General features: G+C 65.3%; 19 protein-coding genes. 7 read left to right on the top strand and 12 right to left on the bottom strand.

Annotation, left to right across the window (positions count from 1 at the left end):
- Positions 1-185 precede the first annotated feature (185 nt).
- The 8 genes from KUV62_RS03380 to KUV62_RS03415 form a co-directional block, all read right to left on the bottom strand.
- Positions 186-1,289 carry a tRNA-dihydrouridine synthase gene (locus KUV62_RS03380; RefSeq protein ID WP_222602254.1) on the bottom strand — a complete coding sequence of 368 codons (1,104 nt, stop codon included), beginning with the start codon at positions 1,287-1,289 and terminating at the stop codon, positions 186-188.
- Between the two features lie 325 nt (positions 1,290-1,614).
- Positions 1,615-2,607 carry an ABC transporter substrate-binding protein gene (locus KUV62_RS03385; protein WP_222602255.1) on the bottom strand — a complete coding sequence of 331 codons (993 nt, stop codon included), beginning with the start codon at positions 2,605-2,607 and terminating at the stop codon, positions 1,615-1,617.
- A gap of 52 nt (positions 2,608-2,659) precedes the next feature.
- On the bottom strand, positions 2,660-3,496 hold the full coding sequence (locus KUV62_RS03390; protein WP_261395246.1) for an ABC transporter permease: 837 nt from the start codon (positions 3,494-3,496) through the stop codon (positions 2,660-2,662).
- Entirely contained in the window at positions 3,496-4,356 is an 861-nt protein-coding gene (locus tag KUV62_RS03395; RefSeq protein ID WP_222602257.1) for an ABC transporter permease, read from the bottom strand. The genes KUV62_RS03390 and KUV62_RS03395 overlap by 1 nt, the downstream gene beginning before the upstream one ends.
- A complete protein-coding gene (locus KUV62_RS03400) occupies positions 4,353-4,790 on the bottom strand; it encodes a GNAT family N-acetyltransferase (RefSeq protein WP_222602258.1) in 438 nt (145 codons plus the stop codon). Before KUV62_RS03400 ends, KUV62_RS03395 begins: the two co-directional genes overlap by 4 nt.
- On the bottom strand, positions 4,783-5,574 hold the full coding sequence (locus KUV62_RS03405; RefSeq protein WP_222602374.1) for an ABC transporter ATP-binding protein: 792 nt from the start codon (positions 5,572-5,574) through the stop codon (positions 4,783-4,785). Before KUV62_RS03405 ends, KUV62_RS03400 begins: the two co-directional genes overlap by 8 nt.
- A 204-nt stretch (positions 5,575-5,778) precedes the next feature.
- Complete coding sequence (gene hydA, locus KUV62_RS03410; RefSeq protein WP_222602259.1) at positions 5,779-7,233, bottom strand: dihydropyrimidinase; 1,455 nt, start codon at positions 7,231-7,233, stop codon at positions 5,779-5,781.
- Between the two features lie 106 nt (positions 7,234-7,339).
- Positions 7,340-8,590: a Zn-dependent hydrolase gene (locus tag KUV62_RS03415; protein WP_222602260.1), complete on the bottom strand. Its 1,251-nt coding sequence runs from the start codon at positions 8,588-8,590 to the stop codon at positions 7,340-7,342.
- Positions 8,591-8,777: 187 nt separating this feature from the next.
- Here KUV62_RS03415 and KUV62_RS03420 point away from each other — a divergent pair, with 187 nt between their 5' ends.
- Positions 8,778-9,410 (top strand): TetR family transcriptional regulator C-terminal domain-containing protein, encoded by a 633-nt coding sequence (locus tag KUV62_RS03420; protein WP_222602261.1) that lies wholly within the window; start codon positions 8,778-8,780, stop codon positions 9,408-9,410.
- Positions 9,411-9,433: 23 nt separating this feature from the next.
- Positions 9,434-9,694, top strand: a complete 261-nt coding sequence (locus KUV62_RS03425; protein WP_222602262.1) for a hypothetical protein — start codon at positions 9,434-9,436, stop codon at positions 9,692-9,694.
- A 172-nt stretch (positions 9,695-9,866) separates the two neighbouring features.
- On the opposite strand, the gene rpsD is transcribed toward KUV62_RS03425, so the two are convergent.
- Positions 9,867-10,487, bottom strand: coding sequence for a 30S ribosomal protein S4 (gene rpsD / locus KUV62_RS03430; RefSeq protein ID WP_222602263.1), 621 nt, complete (start codon positions 10,485-10,487; stop codon positions 9,867-9,869).
- A 245-nt stretch (positions 10,488-10,732) separates the two neighbouring features.
- Here rpsD and KUV62_RS03435 point away from each other — a divergent pair, with 245 nt between their 5' ends.
- From KUV62_RS03435 to KUV62_RS03455, 5 genes are all read left to right on the top strand, one after another.
- Entirely contained in the window at positions 10,733-11,554 is an 822-nt protein-coding gene (locus tag KUV62_RS03435) for an EAL domain-containing protein (protein ID WP_222602264.1), read from the top strand.
- Positions 11,555-11,755: 201 nt separating this feature from the next.
- Positions 11,756-12,931, top strand: a complete 1,176-nt coding sequence (locus KUV62_RS03440; protein WP_222602265.1) for an acetyl-CoA C-acetyltransferase — start codon at positions 11,756-11,758, stop codon at positions 12,929-12,931.
- 43 nt (positions 12,932-12,974) lie between these two features.
- Positions 12,975-13,805, top strand: a complete 831-nt coding sequence (locus KUV62_RS03445) for a patatin-like phospholipase family protein (RefSeq protein ID WP_222602266.1) — start codon at positions 12,975-12,977, stop codon at positions 13,803-13,805.
- Between the two features lie 84 nt (positions 13,806-13,889).
- A complete protein-coding gene (gene phbB / locus KUV62_RS03450) occupies positions 13,890-14,612 on the top strand; it encodes an acetoacetyl-CoA reductase (RefSeq protein WP_222602267.1) in 723 nt (240 codons plus the stop codon).
- Between the two features lie 195 nt (positions 14,613-14,807).
- Positions 14,808-15,728: a VOC family protein gene (locus KUV62_RS03455; RefSeq protein ID WP_222602268.1), complete on the top strand. Its 921-nt coding sequence runs from the start codon at positions 14,808-14,810 to the stop codon at positions 15,726-15,728.
- A 176-nt stretch (positions 15,729-15,904) separates the two neighbouring features.
- On the opposite strand, the gene KUV62_RS03460 is transcribed toward KUV62_RS03455, so the two are convergent.
- From KUV62_RS03460 to KUV62_RS03470, 3 genes are all read right to left on the bottom strand, one after another.
- Entirely contained in the window at positions 15,905-16,078 is a 174-nt protein-coding gene (locus KUV62_RS03460; RefSeq protein WP_222602269.1) for a YdcH family protein, read from the bottom strand.
- Positions 16,079-16,191: 113 nt separating this feature from the next.
- Positions 16,192-16,965: a tRNA1(Val) (adenine(37)-N6)-methyltransferase gene (locus tag KUV62_RS03465; protein WP_222602270.1), complete on the bottom strand. Its 774-nt coding sequence runs from the start codon at positions 16,963-16,965 to the stop codon at positions 16,192-16,194.
- Positions 16,955-17,170, bottom strand: coding sequence for a DUF2007 domain-containing protein (locus tag KUV62_RS03470; protein WP_007794050.1), 216 nt, complete (start codon positions 17,168-17,170; stop codon positions 16,955-16,957). Before KUV62_RS03470 ends, KUV62_RS03465 begins: the two co-directional genes overlap by 11 nt.
- Positions 17,171-17,172: the final 2 nt, after the last annotated feature.

Below are 17,172 nucleotides of genomic sequence, written 5' to 3' on the forward strand. Positions count from 1 at the left end.
CCACTCGTCATGTCCCCGTCAGCGTGGCGTGCGAACCGAATTAAACCAAGGTGATTTCAAGCAAGCGAAGGGTGGCCGTTGCGGCCACCCTTTTTCCTTGCGACCCGCGCGCGGGCCACGCGCGAGCGGGCCTGTCGAAGGGCCGGGCGCCTTCGCCTCCGGGGCGAAACGCTTGGCTCTCGCGCTCAGCTGGCCTCGGCCGAGACCTCGAAGCCACCGTTGTAGGTCTCGCTTTTCCGACGCACCTGCGAATGCTCGACGATGCGCTCGCGCGCGAGGCCGCGGAATTCCTCGATCGAGCCATAGCCCTTGCGGTCGAGATAGGCGCTCAGATCCTGGGTCAGTTCCTGAATCAGCTTCACACCGACGCCACCGCTGCCCTTTTCCTCCATCGCGGCGGTGCAGACCTGAAGGTTGCCGGCGCCGTGGACGATGAAGTTGAAGGCCTCTCGGAAGCCGCGGATGCCGCCGATGCCGGAAATCGCCTTGTCCGGATAGGCGCGGTGAATGTCGGAGACCCGCTGCAGCGCCTGCGGCAGAATCGCCAGACCGCCAAGACCACCCGAGGTCACCAGCCCGTCGACCTCGACCTCGAACTTCAGCGTCTCGGGATCCATCAGCGGCAGCGAGGGAAAGGTATTGCACAGCGAAATCGACGACGCACCGGCCTCGTAGGCCGCACCGGCCGCGTCGACCAGCGTCGAGGTCGCCGGCGTCAGCTTGACCCAGATCGGAACGCTCACCACGCTCGTCACCGCCTTCAGGATCGAGCGGATGATGTCTTCGTCATTGGCGATATGCGCGCCCATATCCTTGCGGTCCATATGCGGACAGGAGAGGTTCAATTCGAGCGCGTCGCAGCCGACATTCACGCAGGCCGTGGCGAGCTTTTTCCAATTGTTCATCTCTTCTTCGCCACCGGCACCGGCCATGATCGAGGCGATGAGCATGCGATCCGGATAGGTGGTTTTAATTTCCTCCAGATCCGGCAGCCACAATTCGAGCGCCTGATCGGAAATAAGCTCCCAATTCCAGGAGGAATGCGAAACCGTATCAGGCCGCTTCGTGCGGGAGACATAGGGCTTCTCTTCGCTCGACCGCTGAAAGATGGTCTTGGGTCCGGCGACGTTTTCCACCGGATGCAGGCCGATCGTCTTGGTGACGACACCGCCCCAGCCAGCCTCGAAAGCCTTTAGAATCTTGCGCTTGCTTTCCGTCGGCGGGGCAGATGCCAGCACGAAGGGATTGACGAACTCAAGGCCTGTGAAGGTTGTAGAAAGCGTGCCCATCAGCGTGTTCCCGATTGCGGTTTCTGATATAAGATATTCAACTTTTAGCCTCTAAAAGTCAACGTTTCTGAGATTCTTTCACCCTCTGATCGCAAATTGTGATCTCGAAAGGCGGAAATTGACAATACCCAGGAATGCGCCCGAGAGGCGTGATTAAATTCCACGGGTAATGTCGGCAATTCTTGAATCCAACCTTGCCGCCAACTGAAAAACGAACCCGTTCCCAGGCTCGATTTCGTTCAGATGCGCGGCCACAGGTCAGACCTGTTTCGCGGGGGAAAGGCGCATTCGCAGATGCGCCTTTCCGGATCGCGACCGGCCGGGCTTACTCGAGCGCCGCGTCGGTGATCTCGTGGGTCCAGGCGGCCTCGCCCGGGTTCTCGGTGATCACCGGATCGGCGCCGGCCGAGAGCAGAACCTCGACGGTGCGCTCGAAGTCGGCCGGGTCCAGCGCGCCGTTCGAGCCGGCGGTGAGCTTGGCGATCTCGCCCATCATGCGCTTCTGGTGAACCTCGGTCTGGGCGCCGGTGGCATCGTTCTCGAGCACGATCTCGGCGGCCTCGTCCGGGTTTTCCTCGGCGTATTTCCAGCCCTTCATCGAGGCGCGCACGAAGCGGGTCAGCTTGTCGACCATCTCCGGGTCCTCGAGGTTGGCCTCGGTGGTGTAGAGACCGTCCTCAAGCGTCGAGATGCCCTCGTCCTCATACTTGAAGACCACCAGATCCTCGGGCGTGAGGCCCGCGTCGATCACCTGCCAGTACTCGTTGTAGGTCATGGTGGTGGCGCACTCGACCTGCTTCTGCAGCAGCGGATCGACGTTGAAGTTGATCTTCTGGATCGTCACGCCGCCCTCGGAGCCGTCGGTGGCGTAGCCGAGCTTGGACATCCAGGAATAGAGCGGCAGCTCGTTGCCGAAGAACCAGGTGCCCAGCGTGTGGCCCGGGAAATCCTCGGGGCTCTCGATGCCGTGCTCCTTGAGGCAGGTCAGCATCAGGCCCGACGACTTGAAGGGCTGCGCGATGTTGACGATCGGCGCGCCGTTCTCGCGGGCGGCCAGCGCCGAGGGAAGCCAATCGACCATGACGTCGGCGCCGCCACCGAGCAGCACCTGCACCGGCGCGATGTCGGGACCGCCCGGCTTGATCGTCACGTCGAGGTCTTCCTCCTCGTAGAAGCCCTTGTCGGCGGCCACGTAGTAGCCCGCGAACTGCGCCTGGGTGACCCACTTGAGCTGCAGCGACAGCTCGTCGGCGGCGTGGGCCGCGCCCGCGGCCAGCGACAGCACCGCGGCGGTGCCCAGTTTGGTGAGTGTTTTCATCGTTACCTCCATGTTGGTCTTTCTTGGTCCTGTTGAGTGTTTGTTGTTGTGGTCAGCCCCGTTGCGAGGGGTGCCAGAAGGTGACGGCCTTCTCGAGCAGCGCCACGCCGCCATAGAAGGCCGAGCCTGCGATCGCCGCAACGACGATCTCGGCCCAGACGAGATCGAGCTGCAGAAGCCCGACGCTGGTGGAGATCCGGAAGCCCATGCCCCGGATCGGAGAGCCGAAGAACTCGGCGACAATGGCCCCGATCAGCGCCAGCGTGGTGGCGATCTTGAGGCCGTTGAAGATGAACGGCATCGCCGCCGGCAGCCGCAGCTTGAGCAGCGTCGTCCAGTAGCCCGCGGCATAGGTGCGCATCAGGTCGCGCTGCATCGACGAGGTGTCGCGCAGGCCCTCGACGGTGTTCACCAGCATCGGGAAGAACACCATGACGACCACCACGGCGGCCTTCGACTGCCAGTCGAAGCCGAACCACATGACGAGGATCGGCGCGGTGCCGATGATTGGCAGGGCGGCAACGAAATTGCCCACCGGCAGCAGGCCGCGGCGCAGGAAGTCGAAGCGGTCGACCACGATGGCGGTACCGAAGGCGGCGGCGCAGCCCATGACGTAGCCGGTCAGCGCGCCCTTCACCACGGTCTGCACGAAATCCTCCCACAGCACCGCGCCGGAGGTGGCCATGCGCGCCGCGATCACCGAGGGCGCCGGAAGCAGAACCGGGGAGATGCCGAAGCCGCGCACCGCCGCCTCCCAGACGACGATGATGGTCAGCCCGAAGATGACCGGCACGGCCAGCGTCGTGGCGGTGCTGCGCGGCATCCGCGCCAGCCAGACGTTGAGCGCCGATCCGATGATCCAGGCGAGAAGGCCGAGCAGAATCCACATCACGCCATCCCCATCCGCTTGAGGGTGACGCGCTGCACCAGCCCGATCAGCCCGACCATCGCGGCGGCGACGAAGGCGGCCATGAACAGCGCCGACCAGATCTGGATGGTCTGGCCGTAGTAGCTTCCCGCCAGCAGGCGCGCGCCAAGGCCCGCCACCGCACCAGTCGGCAGCTCGCCGACGATGGCGCCGACGAGGCTCGCCGCCATGGCGATCTTCAGCGAGGCGAAGAAATACGGCATCGACGAGGGCAGCCGCAGGCGCAGGAACTCCTGGCTCTGGGTGGCATTCCAGGTGCGCATCTGGTCGAGCTGCATCATCGAGGGCGCCCGCAGCCCCTTCACCATGCCCACGACCACCGGGAAGAACGACAGGTACATCGAGATCATCGCCTTGGGCAGCAGCCCCGAGAGCCCCATGGCGTTCAGCACGACGATGATCATCGGCGCGATGGCGAGGATCGGAATGGTCTGGCTGGCGATCACCCAGGGCATCACGCTCATGTCCATCACCCGGACGTAGACGATGCCCACCGCCAGCGCGACGCCCAGCGCCGTGCCCATGGCAAAGCCCGCCAGCGTGGCGCTGAGCGTCACCCAGGCATGGTAGACGAGGCTGCGCTTCGAGGTGATGTTCTTTTGAACCGTGGTCTCCCACAGCTCGGTCACCACCTGGTGCGGCGCCGGCAGGCGCGGCTTGTCCTGGCTCCAGGTCTCGAGCACCAGCTCGGCGCTGCCGATCTCGCGGTCCTGCCGCGCGGCGGTATCCAGCACCCATTGCGCGTTGAGCCACACGGCGGCGGCGTACCAGATCGCCACGATGACGGCGACGACGGTGAGAACGGGAATCAGGTTTCTCATCCGTGCCACTCCATGCGCATCTCGGGCACCGTTTCGGGCGGCTCCGGGGCGATCTCGCCGCCCACCGCGACAAAGCCCTCACGACGGTAGAAGGCCTGCGCCCGGGTATTCGTCACATGAGTGTGCAGCCAGAGGAAATCGCGCCCCTGCTTGGCGGCCTCCATCAGCGCCTTGCCACAGCCCTCGCCGGTGCGGGTGCAATAGAGCGCGCCGACCTTGGCGGTCGCGGGATCGAGCGAGAGGTAGCCCTCGATCGGGTCGCCCACGACCCAGATGATGCGGTCCGGAAACGCCGCTCCGATGAAGCCCTCGATCGCTTCGGCGCTCTCGGTGCGCGGCATCCAGTCGGTCTCGTCGATCCAGCGGTTGACCACTGCGGCGATGCCCGCGATGTCCTCCTGACCGGCGCGGCGAGGGGTGAACGGGTCAGTCATAGGCATGGCCCGCCCGCAGCCCTTCGCGCACCCGGTGCGCGATCTCGAGGAATTCCGGCGTATCGCGGATGTCGAGCGGGCGCTCCTTCGGCAGCGGGCTCTCGATGACATCGGTGATCCGCCCCGGGCGCGGCGACATCACCACGATCTTGGTCGACAGATAGACCGCCTCGGGGATCGAGTGTGTGACGAAGCAGATGGTCTTCTGCGTGCGCGCCCAGAGCGCCAGGAGCTGCTCGTTGAGGTGATCGCGCACGATCTCGTCGAGCGCCCCGAAGGGCTCGTCCATCAGCAGGATGTCGGCCTCGAAGGCCAGCGCCCGGGCGATCGAGGCGCGCTGCTGCATGCCGCCCGAAAGCTGCCAGGGGTACTTGTTCTCGAACCCCGCCAGCTCGACCAACTCCAGAACCTCGCGAACCCGCTCCGCCTGCGTCGCCTTGTCGTAGCCCATGATCTCCAGCGGCAGCCGGATGTTGCCGCCGATGGTGCGCCACGGGTAGAGCCCCGCCGCCTGGAAGACGTAGCCATAGGCCCGCGCCTTGCGCGCCGCCTCGGGGCTGACCCCATTGACCAGCACCTCGCCCGAGGTCGGCTGTTCGAGATCGGCCATCACCCGCAGGAAGGTGGTCTTGCCGCAGCCCGAGGGACCGATGAAGGAGACGAAATCGCCCTTCCCGACCTCGAGATTGACGTCGCGCAGCGCGTGCACCGGCCCATCATTGGTCTGGAAGGTCAGGTTGAGCGCCTTGGCGGAGATCACCGATGTCTCGGCCTGCTGGGGCATGGCGTTGGTCACGCGAGAAGTTCCTCAGTTCTGCCTGTCACGTCGCCGGCCTCTTGGCAGCGACGTGCAGATCCTGCTTGTGGTGGGACGCGCCGGCCGGGCGGCGCGATCCGGTCCCATATCGTGCTGCCGCCGATGGCGCGGCTCGGCCCGTCCCGCTCCATAGCGGGGATCGGTGCCGAGCTGCGCATCGGCACGCGCCGCTCAGACGCCGCTGGCGGGGATGCCGCTGCGCTCAACGGGCCGCGGCGCGGTCAGCTCCTTCCACGAAGACAGCGCCTTGTTGACCGCCCCCGACGGCGCGCGCTTGACGAACTTGCCGTGGCCCGGCTCCGGCTGCATCTCGCCATCCATCACCGCGACGCGGCCGCGGGTCAGAACGAAGCGCGGCAGGCCCTTGACCTCCTTGCCCTCGAAGACGTTGTAATCGATCGCCGATTGCTGGGTGGAAGCGCTGATCGTCTTGGTCTTCTCCGGGTCGAGCACGAGGATGTCGGCATCGGCGCCCACGAGGATCGCGCCCTTCTGCGGGTAGCAGTTGAGGATCTTGGCGATGTTGGTCGAGGTCGCCGCGACGAACTCGTTGGGCGTCAGACGCCCGGTGCCCACGCCGTAGGTCCAGAGCATCGGGATGCGGTCCTCGAGCCCGCCGGTGCCATTGGGAATCTTGGTGAAATCACCCACGCCATAGCGCTTCTGGTCGGTGGTGAAGGCGCAGTGATCGGTGGCCACGCAGGAGAGCGACCCCGAGGCCAGCCCGTTCCACAGGCTGTCCTGGTGCATCTTGTTGCGGAACGGCGGCGACATCACCCGGCGCGCGGCGTGGTCCCAGTCCTTGTCGAAATACTCGCTCTCGTCGAGCGTCAGGTGCTGGATCAGCGGCTCGCCCCAGACCCGCTTGCCCTGCATCCGGGCGCGGCGGATGGCCTCGTGGCTGTCCTCGCAGGAGACGTGCACCACATAGAGCGGAACGCCGGCCATGTCGGCGATCATGATGGCGCGGTTGGTGGCCTCCCCCTCGACCTGCGGCGGCCGCGAATAAGCATGGCCCTCGGGGCCGGTGTTGCCCTGCGCCAGCAGCTTGGCCGACAGCTCGGCAACGACATCACCGTTCTCCGCGTGCACCAGCGGGATGGCACCGAGCTCGGCGCAGCGCTGGAAGCTGGCGTAGAGCTCGTCATCGTTCACCATCAGCGCACCCTTGTAGGCCATGAAGTGCTTGAAGGTGGTGATGCCGCGCTGCTTCACCACGGCTTCCATCTCGTTGAAGACCTGCTCCGACCACCAGGTGATCGCCATGTGGAAGGAATAATCGCAATGCGCGCGGGTGGACTTGTTGTCCCACATCTGCAGCGCGTCGAGCAGCCCCTGCCCCGGGCTCGGCAGGGCGAAATCCACCACCATGGTGGTGCCGCCCGCAAGCGCCGCGCGGGTGCCGCTTTCGAAATCGTCGGCGCTGTAGGTGCCCATGAAGGGCATCTCGAGATGGGTGTGCGGGTCGATCCCGCCCGGCATCACGTAGCAGCCGGTGGCATCCAACACCTCGTCGCCATTGAGGTCGGGGCCGATCTCGATGATCTTGCCGCCCTCGACCAGCACATCGGCCTCGTAGCTCAGATCCGCGGTGACGATGGTGCCGTTCTTGATGACTGTGGTCATGTCTCTTGCTCCCTGTCCCAGGGGCGCTCCCCCCCGGTCATCTTCTGTCTTCTTCTGGCCGGAAATATCCCGGGGGTGTGGGGGCAGCGCCCCCACGTCTCTCTGCCTACTCGACGATCTCCGCCGTCTCGAGCACCGCGTGCAGCAGCACCTCGGCGCCGGCGGTGGCCCATTCCTTCGAGATGTCCTCGGCCTCGTTATGCGACAGCCCGCCGACGCAGGGGCACATGATCATCGTGGCCGGTGCCACCTTGGCGGCCCAGCAGGCGTCGTGCCCGGCGCCGGAAATCAGGTTCATGTGCGAATGGCCGAGCTTCTCGGCTGACTTGCGGACGTTTTCGACCAGCTCCGGGTCGAAGGTCACCGGGTCGAAGTGACCGACCGGCTCGACCGAGCAGCCGACGCCGATCTCCTCGCAGATCTCCGCGGCGCGTTTCTCGACCTCGGCCCGCATGCCGTCGAGCTTGTCCTGGTCGGGCGAGCGGATATCGACGGTGAACACCACCGTGCCCGGCAGCACGTTGCGCGAGTTGGGCGAGAACTGCATCTGCCCGACACCGCCCACCGCATTCGGCTGGGCGGCCATCGCCACCTCCTGCACCATCTCGAGGATGCGCGCCATGGCGAGGCCGGCATTGACCCGCATCGCCATCGGCGTGGAGCCGGTATGCGCCTCGCGCCCGGTCAGCGTGAACTCGAGCCACCACAGGCCCTGGCAATGGGTGACGACGCCAATATCCTTGCCTTCGGCCTCGAGGATCGGGCCCTGCTCGATATGCAGCTCGTAATAGGCATGCATCTTGCGGGCGCCGGTCTCCTCGTCACCCTTCCAGCCGATGCGCGCCAGTTCCTCGCCATAACTCTTGCCCTCGAGATCCTTGCGCCCGTAGGCGTAGTCCTGGCTGTGCACACCGGCGAAGACACCCGAGGCCAGCATGGCGGGGGCAAAGCGCGCGCCCTCCTCGTTGGCCCAGTTGACGACCACGATCGGGTGCTTGGTCTTGATGTCGAGATCGTTCAACGAGCGCACCGCCTCGAGCGCGCCGAGCACGCCCAGGACGCCGTCATACTTGCCGCCGGTCGGCTGGGTATCGAGGTGGCTGCCGACATAGACCGGCAGCGCATCGGGGTCGGTGCCCTCACGGGTCATGAACATGGTGCCCATCTGGTCGACCCCCATGCTCAGTCCGGCCTCGTCGCACCACGACTTGAAGAGGTCGCGGCCCGCGGCATCCTCATCGGTGAGGGTCTGGCGGTTGTTGCCGCCGGCAACACCCGGGCCGATCTTGGCCATCTCCATCAGGCTGTCCCACAACCGATCGCCATCGATCCGGAGGTTCTCTCCCGGTGCCGCCATTCTCTTACTCCCTCTGCCGCTGGTTCTTTGCGCGTTCAATGTGCGATGCGCGTCTGTTTTTTACCATTTGGTAAAGGCACGATTGCAACGGGCTCGGAACGAGTCAAGAATCGTGTTCCGGGAGCGTCCCGGAATAGTGTCAGATCCCGGGTGCCATTGCCCGAAAAATGAGCGGAGAGACGCGCGCATGACCGGTGAGCCCGCCAAGAAACCGAGTCGCATCCAGATCCGCAACCGGCGGCGCATCCTCGATGCGGCCCTCGAGGTCTTTTCGCAGCACGGCTATCGCGGCGCGACGCTGGACCAGATTGCCGAAGCTGCGGGCATGTCGAAACCCAATCTGATCTATTATTTCGACGGCAAGGCGGCGATGCATGTCGCGGTACTGAACACCCTGATGGAGGAGTGGCTGTCCCCGCTCGCCGCAATTGACGAAGCCGGAGAACCGCTCGAAGAGATCCTCACCTACGTGCGCCGCAAAATGGAGATGAGCCGGAAATTCCCGCGCGAAAGCCGGCTTTTCGCCAATGAGATCATCCAGGGCGCACCACGCATGGGCCCGAATCTCGAAAGCGGGCTGAAGCCACTGTTCGACGAGAAATGCGTGTTGATTCAAAGCTGGGTCGACGACGCACGCCTGGCGAAGGTCGATCCACAGCAGCTGATCTTCTCGATCTGGGCCATCACGCAGCATTATGCGGATTTCGAGGCGCAGGTGCGGGTTCTGATCGAGGACGAAACGGCCGGATGGAAGGCCGCGGACGCCCATGTGGAGACCCTGTTCCGCAAGTTGCTCGTGCCCGAAATAACATCTGATTAACCAGAATCAGGGGAAGGTGCGCCATGCAACACGTGTCCATTCGCCCACCTCCGAAAGAGCCGGCCGCGCCCGCCCCGCACAACCCGGCCTGGCAGGCTCAGCTGTTCTCCGCCAAGGCGGTCGAGCGCGGCGGCATCGTGCGGCGCAAGAAGCGAGACGTGCATCGGGAAGTCGGCTACGAAGCGCTTCTGGCAGAGGTAAAGGCGCGCGGGTTTCACCTGATCGAGTGCGGCAATCAATACGTGATCATCTGCAATGCCGGACAGATGCGGGTGCATTGCTGACCGCGGGTGACCCGTAGAAAATTCGTACGAATTTTCTTCCAACAAGATTTTTCGTACGAAAAATCTTAAGGTGTGAAACCCGCAAGGATTGGGCAACGAAAACATCGCCAGCAAACGAAAAAGGCCGCCCCCGAAGGAGCGGCCTTTCCCAGATCGGAAGCGCTGAACCGGATCAGTTCTGCGCGTAGAATTCGATGACGAGGTTCGGTTCCATCTGGACCGGGTACGGCACGTCGGCGAGGCCGGGGGTGCGCACGAAGGAGGCGGTCATCTTGGAGTGGTCGACCTCGAGGTAGTCCGGCACGTCGCGCTCGGGCAGCTGGGCGGCTTCCAGAACCACGGCGAGTTGCTTGGACTTCTCGCGGACCTCGATCACGTCACCCTCTTTCACGCGGTAGGAGGGGATGTTGACGCGCTTACCGTTCACCAGCACGTGGCCGTGGTTGACGAACTGACGCGCGGCGAACACGGTCGGCACGAACTTGGCGCGGTAGACGACGGCATCGAGGCGGCGCTCGAGCAGGCCGATGAGCAGCTCACCGGTGTCGCCCTTGAGACGCTCGGCCTCGGCGAAGATGCGACGGAACTGCTTCTCGGTCAGGTCGCCGTAGTAGCCCTTGAGCTTCTGCTTGGCGCGGAGCTGCAGGCCGAAGTCCGACAGCTTGCCCTTGCGGCGCTGACCGTGCTGGCCGGGGCCGTATTCGCGGCGGTTGACCGGGGACTTTGCGCGGCCCCAGATGTTCTCGCCCATGCGGCGATCGATTTTGTACTTGGCAGACGTGCGTTTGGTCACGGCTGATCTCCTTCGTTCAGGTTTCGAAGGGCGTTGTCCTCTCTCCGGATCTGGCCGAAGCGACAGGGCATCCCCTCGCGGGGGCCACCAACACCAATGAAGCGGCGCTTATATGCGCCTTCGCGCCCGAGTCAACACCCTCCGGAACGAATCCGGCGACCGTCTCGCCAGCCTTTACCGGCCATTAAGCCCTGCGCCCCAAACTGCCCCGGCCGCAACCGCACGCAGCAGGAGGGCAACGGCGCATGCAAGGGCACTCGGCAAGCCAGGGTCAGAACCCGCTCGAACTTGCGCTGGCCAAACGCGACACCGCGATCATCCGCACAGTGCGCGAGGCAATCCGTCACCGTCAGGTCATGCTGGCCTACCAGCCCGTCGTCCGCGCCCGCCGGCAGGAGAGCATCGCTTTCCACGAAGGCCTGATCCGCGTGCTCGACGAAACCGGCCGTATCGTGCCAGCGCGCGATTTCATCGAAACCGTCGAGGACAGCGAGGACGGCCGGCGGCTCGATTGCATCGCCCTCGAGCTGGGGCTGCGCGAGCTCGATCGCGAACCGGGTCTGCGCCTGGCGATCAACATGTCGGCTCGCTCGATCGGCTACCGTGCCTGGCGCGATACGCTGACCCGCGGCCTGCGCGCAGGGCCGACGGTGGCTGAGCGCCTGATCCTGGAGATCACCGAATCCTCGGCCATGCTGGTGCCGGAGCTTGTGATCAGCTTCATGGACGAGATGCAGGCCCGGGGCGTGGCCTTCTCGTTAGATAATTTCGGCGCCGGCCACACCGCTCTGCGGCATTTCAAGCAGTTCAGCTTCGACATGCTGAAGATCGACGGTCAGTTCATCAGGGGCATCGCCGAGGATCCCGACAATCAGGTGATGACCACCGCCATCGTCGACATCGCGCGCCAGTTCGACATGTTCACCGTCGCCGAATCGGTCGAGCGCTCGGACGACGCGCAGCTCCTCGCCGGGATCGGGCTCGACTGCCTGCAAGGCTACTTCTTCGGCGCGCCGACCGTCTCTCCGGCCTGGCGCGAGTCTGCCCGCCAGAGCGCCACGGGCTGAGCCGGGCCGCGGCGGATCACCGCGACACACCCCCTCCAGACCGGATTTCCGCCACCTGTGGCGCTACCATGGGTGGATTTCCACAGACACCCCCTGTCCCATGCCGCAACGGCACGCTATCAACAGAGCGCAAGATCAATGAGGGGGGTCTTGCCGGACGGCATGGCCTCCCGCCTTTCGCTCTGCTTGGAGGAGTCATCCATGACCAATGTCGTCATCGCATCCGCGGCCCGTACCGCCGTCGGCAGCTTCGGCGGTTCGTTCGCCAACACGCCCGCGCATGATCTCGGCGCGGCCGTGCTCGAAGCGCTGGTTGCCCGCGCCGGTATCGAGAAGGGGGAGGTCTCCGAGACCATCCTCGGCCAGGTGCTGACCGCGGCTCAGGGCCAGAACCCCGCCCGTCAGGCGCATATCAATGCCGGCCTTCCGCAGGAAAGCGCCGCCTGGAGCATCAACCAGGTCTGTGGCTCGGGCCTGCGCACCGTCGCCCTCGCCGCCCAGCACATCATGCTCGGCGATGCCGACATCGTCTGCGCCGGCGGCCAGGAAAACATGTCGATGAGCCCCCACGCCCAGAACCTGCGTGTGGCTCACAAGATGGGCGATGTGAAATACATCGACACCATGATCAAGGATGGCCTCTGGGACGCCTTCAACGGCTACCACATGGGTCAGACCGCCGAGAACGTCGCCGAGAAGTGGCAGATCAGCCGCGAGCAGCAGGACGAGTTCGCCCTCGCCTCGCAGAACAAGGCCGAGGCCGCGCAGAACGCCGGCAAGTTCGATGATGAGGTGATCCCCTTCACCATCAAGACCCGCAAGGGCGAGACGGTGGTCGACAAGGACGAATACATCCGTCACGGCGCCACCATCGAGAACATGCAGAAGCTGCGCCCGGCCTTCACCAAGGACGGCTCGGTCACCGCGGGCAACGCCTCGGGCATCAACGACGGCGCCGCCGGCGTGCTGCTGATGTCGGCCGAGAACGCCGAGAAGCGCGGCATCAAGCCGCTCGCGCGCATCGCCTCCTACGCCACCGCCGGTCTCGACCCGTCGATCATGGGCGTGGGCCCGATCTACGCGTCGCGCAAGGCGCTGGAAAAGGCCGGCTGGAGCCCCTCCGACCTTGATCTCGTAGAAGCCAACGAAGCCTTCGCCGCGCAGGCCTGCGCCGTGAACAAGGACATGGGCTGGGATCCGTCGATCGTGAACGTCAACGGCGGCGCCATCGCCATCGGCCATCCGATCGGCGCCTCCGGTGCACGCATCCTCAACACCTTGCTGTTCGAAATGCAGCGCCGCGACGCCAAGAAGGGCCTCGCCACGCTCTGCATCGGCGGCGGCATGGGTGTTGCGCTCTGCGTCGAGCGCGACTGACCGGACAGGCCGGGGGGCGGCGCGCTCCCCGGCCCTTCCTGCCATGACGGTACTTCCCGAGGACCCCGCCCAGATCGTCTTTTCCGGAGGTGGCCTGCGCTGCTTCTGGCAGGGCGGCTTCCTGACCACCCTGTGCCGGCACCGGACCCTCGCGCCCCGGCGCATCACCGGTGTCAGCGGCGGCGCGCTCGCCGGCGCCGCCTTCCTGAGCGGCAACGAACGCCGCCTGCTCGACGAGATGTGCGCCGCGTTCGAGACGCAGGACAGCAATCTCGACCTGTTCCAGCCCGACGAGAACGGCATCACCCCGCACCAGGAGCTCTATTGCGAGGTCGTGGGCCGGGTCATGGATGACGAAGCCGCCCGCAAGATCGCCGACGGCCCGCAGTTCCAGATCCTCATCGCCCATCCGCCCGAGACCGGTCTGCCGACGCTGACCGGCACCGCCATGGCGCTGGCCTACGAGGCCGAGCTGCACACGGTGAACTCGCCGCATTTCAGCTGGGCGGAGAAGCTCGGGCTGACCTCGCATCTCGTCGATGCCAACCAAGCCGCCCGCGAAGGCAAGCTGGTCGAACTGATCAGCGCCGCCGCGGTGATCCCGCCGGTCTTCGAGCCGCCGCTCTGGAACGACCGCCGCGTCGTCGATGGCGGCATGGCCAGCCAGGCGCCGCTGCCCGAGCCCGACGAGGGCGAGACGCTCGTGCTGCTGACCCGCGATTACAAGCGCCTGCCCGAGGTCGAGGGCCGCCACTACATCTCGCCCGCGCAGGAAACCGCCGCCGATAAAATAGATTTCACAGACCCGCAGAAATTGCGTGATACCTGGAGCCACGGGGAGCGCGACGCGCAGCGCGTCCTCGACCAAGGTTGAAGTTTTGACGCAACATTGTTGCGCATTAGGAATTTGATGAGTAACGATGTTTCTAAATAAAATTGCCAGGATTGGAGGATGATGATGGCGAAAGTTGCACTGGTCACGGGTGGAAGCCGCGGTATCGGGGAGGCGATCTCGAAGGCGCTCAAGGCCGAGGGTTACGAGGTTGCGGCGACCTACGCGGGCAATGACGAGAAGGCCGCGAAGTTCACCGAGGAAACCGGGATCAAGACCTACAAGTGGAACGTGGCCGATTACGAGGCCTCGAAGGAAGGTCTCGCCAAGGTCGAAGCCGATCTCGGCCCGATCGACGTGGTGGTGGCCAATGCCGGCATCACCCGCGATGCGCCGTTCCACAAGATGACCCCCGAGCAGTGGAAAGAGGTGATCGACACAAACCTGACCGGCGTGTTCAACACCGTACACCCGATCTGGCCCGGCATGCGCGAGCGCAAGTTCGGCCGCGTCATCGTGATCTCGTCGATCAACGGCCAGAAGGGCCAGTTTGCTCAGGTGAACTATGCCGCGACCAAGGCCGGCGACCTCGGCATCATCAAGTCGCTGGCCCAGGAAGGCGCCCGCGCCGGCATCACCGCCAACGCGATCTGCCCCGGCTACATCGCCACCGAGATGGTGATGGCGGTGCCGGAAAAGGTGCGCGACTCGATCATCGCGCAGATCCCCACCGGCCGCCTCGGCGAGCCGGAAGAGATCGCGCGTTGCGTGGTGTTCCTCGCCTCCGACGATGCGGGCTTCATCAACGGCTCGACGATCTCGGCCAATGGCGGTCAGTTCTTCGTCTGATTCCGCCCCGACAGATTGATGCAGAGCCCCGGCGCATCCCGCCGGGGCTTTTTCTTTCGGATACTCTGTCGCGCAAGCGCGGCCGCCCGGCTTGCCGCGCGTGCGGCGCTGCACAGAAACGGCGCGCCGCCGCCAATATGCCAAGCGCGCCCCGCGCCCTATATTTGCGATCACACGGACCAGAGGAGACCCGCCATGCTCAGCCAGATCCTAGGCCTTCACCATGTCACGTCGCTGGCCAGCGGCGCGCAGCAGAACAACGCGTTCTTCACCCGGACGCTGGGCCTCCGACGGGTCAAGAAGACGGTGAATTTCGACCGGCCCGACGTCTATCACCTCTATTACGGCGATGAGATCGGCACACCCGGCACGGTGATGACCTATTTCCCCTTCCCCAACGCCACACGCCGGACCCCCGGCAGCGGCGAGGTCTCGACCACCGCTTTCGCGGTGCCGAAGGGCAGCCTGCCATTCTGGCAAGAGCGCCTAGCCGGGCGCACGCCGAGCCTGCGCGAAGAACGCTTTGGCGAGGCGCGGCTGCGCTTCGACGGTCCGGATCGCGATGACCTGACGCTGGTCGAGAGTGATGACGACCGCAGCCCGTGGACCGGGAGCGGCGTCTCAGCCGACGCCGCCATTCGCGGCTTCCACTCGGTGGAGATGGCGCTGTCCGACATCGGCCCGACCGCCGAACTGCTGCGCTTCATGGGCTATGAAGAGGCCGGGACCGAGGGGGCCGTGACCCGCTTCGTCATGCCCAACGGCAACGGCGCCAACCATGTCGACCTCGCGCAGAGCGACGCGCCGGAGGCCGGACAGGGCGCCGGCAGCGTGCATCACGTGGCCTTCGCCGTTGCCGATCGCGCGGCGCAGAAGGAGGTGCAGCAGGCGCTCGAGAGCGAGGGCTTCCGCGTCACCGAGCAGATCGACCGAGATTACTTCTGGGCGATCTACTTCCGCAGCCCCGGCGGGGTTCTGTTTGAGGTGGCGACCGGCGAGCCCGGCTTCGACCGCGACGAAGACCGTGCCGCGCTCGGCGAGGCGTTGAAGCTGCCCGACCAGCACGCCCACCTGCGCGAACGGCTGGAAGCGGCGCTCGAGCCGATCAGCGACTGAGCAAGTGACCAAACGAAGTGACGGCGCGGGCGTTTCCCTCCGCGCCGTCACCAGCGTTTTACAATCCGATGTTTAATTTGTGTCAGCTCCGATTCGAGCTGCTGTTACCTCGGAATTCCGGGGCGGCCGGGCGGTCCTGCGACCACCAGACCGGTGATTTGCAAAGTGCGTGGGGATCAGTGCGGCTGCGTGCTCAGCCGGGTGATCTCTTCCTTGAGGCGGAGTTTCTGCTTCTTCAGTTCGGCGACGTGCAGGTCGTCAACGCCCGGACTGCGTTGCATTTCTTCTACAGCGGTCGAGAGGTGGTGGTGCTTTTTCTTCAGTTCCTGCAGATGCGAACTCAAGCTCATATTGTCCTCCTTTGCTGGGCAAGAGCCTTCAGTGCAGCACATCCGGCGATTCAAGTCACGCTGCAGATGCGAACGTCCTCAACATTGCCTTACCGTGCGTCAACACCGACCGGTCACGGCGGGAAATTGAGCGCCTCGCCTCCCCGCAGCACCGTACGGATGAGATCGGTATAGTCCTCGCCATCTTCAATATGCGCGGGGCCCGAATGCAGGATCAGCGGCGCGTGAAGGCGAAATGCCGCGCGTCCGCCCTTGCGCCCGCGGGCGAGAATCAGCCGAGGCGCCCGCCCCTCTCGCGGCGCCAGTGGCCAGAGCTCGAGCGAGCCCAGCCCTTCCGCCATCGACGCCAGAAGCTCGGGCAGGCGCTCGGCGCGCTGGATGAAGGTGGCCGTGCCCCTGTCGCGCAGGCGCTTTGCCGCGAGCCGCACCCATGCGCCAAGCGGCACCTCCCCTGCCAAAGCCATCTCGCGCCCGGCATCGGGAGCGATGGTGCGGCGCTCGGTCTCGAAATAGGGCGGGTTGGCGAGGACGTGATCGACCGTGAGCGCCTTCAACGCCCCGGGCGGCGCACCAATATCGCCCTCGATGACCTCGCCCGAGAGCCGGTTTTCCGCGAGGTTGCGCCGCGCCAGCGCCGCGTAGGCGGGCTGGATCTCGAGCCCGGTGAGCCGCAGCCTTGGCACCCGCGTACCGAGGCAGCAGAGCGCCGGTCCGGCGCCACAGCCCAGTTCCAGAACGCTCTGACCCGCCTTTGCCGGCACGCAGGCCGCCAGCAGCACCGGGTCGATACCCGCCCGGTAGCCCTCGCGCGGTTGCCAGAGCCGCACCTGCCCGCCAAGGAAATCGCTGCGCTGCAACGCGTCCTCGGCGAAGGGCTCAGTCCTCAAAGCGCACCCCGTTCATGCGCAGGATGCGGCGGGCATCGTCGATCTGGTCGGCTCGGACCATCAGCCGCCGCGGCAGAATGCCCAAGCTGCCCTCGAGCACGCTCATGTTTACGTCCAGCTCGAAGCTGTCTATACCCTCCCCGTCGAGAAGGGTTTTGACCAGCGGGATCAGCGTGATGTCGTTTGTGCGCAGAAGCTCTTCCATGC

The organism is Salipiger bermudensis, from assembly GCF_019801965.1.
Taxonomy (GTDB): Bacteria; Pseudomonadota; Alphaproteobacteria; order Rhodobacterales; family Rhodobacteraceae; genus Salipiger; species Salipiger bermudensis_A.

What these genes read in the sequence shown, in the direction of transcription:
- KUV62_RS03470 (WP_007794050.1), bottom strand. Translation starts at nt 17,170, where the DNA reads ATGGAAGAGCTTCTGCGCACAAACGACATCACGCTGATCCCGCTGGTC.
- KUV62_RS03385 (WP_222602255.1), bottom strand. Translation starts at nt 2,607, where the DNA reads ATGAAAACACTCACCAAACTGGGCACCGCCGCGGTGCTGTCGCTGGCC.
- KUV62_RS03435 (WP_222602264.1), top strand. Translation starts at nt 10,733, where the DNA reads ATGCAAGGGCACTCGGCAAGCCAGGGTCAGAACCCGCTCGAACTTGCG.
- KUV62_RS03380 (WP_222602254.1), bottom strand. Translation starts at nt 1,289, where the DNA reads ATGGGCACGCTTTCTACAACCTTCACAGGCCTTGAGTTCGTCAATCCC.
- KUV62_RS03425 (WP_222602262.1), top strand. Translation starts at nt 9,434, where the DNA reads ATGCAACACGTGTCCATTCGCCCACCTCCGAAAGAGCCGGCCGCGCCC.
- KUV62_RS03420 (WP_222602261.1), top strand. Translation starts at nt 8,778, where the DNA reads ATGACCGGTGAGCCCGCCAAGAAACCGAGTCGCATCCAGATCCGCAAC.
- KUV62_RS03400 (WP_222602258.1), bottom strand. Translation starts at nt 4,790, where the DNA reads ATGACTGACCCGTTCACCCCTCGCCGCGCCGGTCAGGAGGACATCGCG.
- KUV62_RS03415 (WP_222602260.1), bottom strand. Translation starts at nt 8,590, where the DNA reads ATGGCGGCACCGGGAGAGAACCTCCGGATCGATGGCGATCGGTTGTGG.
- KUV62_RS03390 (WP_261395246.1), bottom strand. Translation starts at nt 3,496, where the DNA reads ATGTGGATTCTGCTCGGCCTTCTCGCCTGGATCATCGGATCGGCGCTC.
- hydA (WP_222602259.1), bottom strand. Translation starts at nt 7,233, where the DNA reads ATGACCACAGTCATCAAGAACGGCACCATCGTCACCGCGGATCTGAGC.
- KUV62_RS03395 (WP_222602257.1), bottom strand. Translation starts at nt 4,356, where the DNA reads ATGAGAAACCTGATTCCCGTTCTCACCGTCGTCGCCGTCATCGTGGCG.
- KUV62_RS03460 (WP_222602269.1), bottom strand. Translation starts at nt 16,078, where the DNA reads ATGAGCTTGAGTTCGCATCTGCAGGAACTGAAGAAAAAGCACCACCAC.
- phbB (WP_222602267.1), top strand. Translation starts at nt 13,890, where the DNA reads ATGGCGAAAGTTGCACTGGTCACGGGTGGAAGCCGCGGTATCGGGGAG.
- KUV62_RS03455 (WP_222602268.1), top strand. Translation starts at nt 14,808, where the DNA reads ATGCTCAGCCAGATCCTAGGCCTTCACCATGTCACGTCGCTGGCCAGC.
- KUV62_RS03440 (WP_222602265.1), top strand. Translation starts at nt 11,756, where the DNA reads ATGACCAATGTCGTCATCGCATCCGCGGCCCGTACCGCCGTCGGCAGC.
- KUV62_RS03405 (WP_222602374.1), bottom strand. Translation starts at nt 5,574, where the DNA reads ATGCCCCAGCAGGCCGAGACATCGGTGATCTCCGCCAAGGCGCTCAAC.
- KUV62_RS03445 (WP_222602266.1), top strand. Translation starts at nt 12,975, where the DNA reads ATGACGGTACTTCCCGAGGACCCCGCCCAGATCGTCTTTTCCGGAGGT.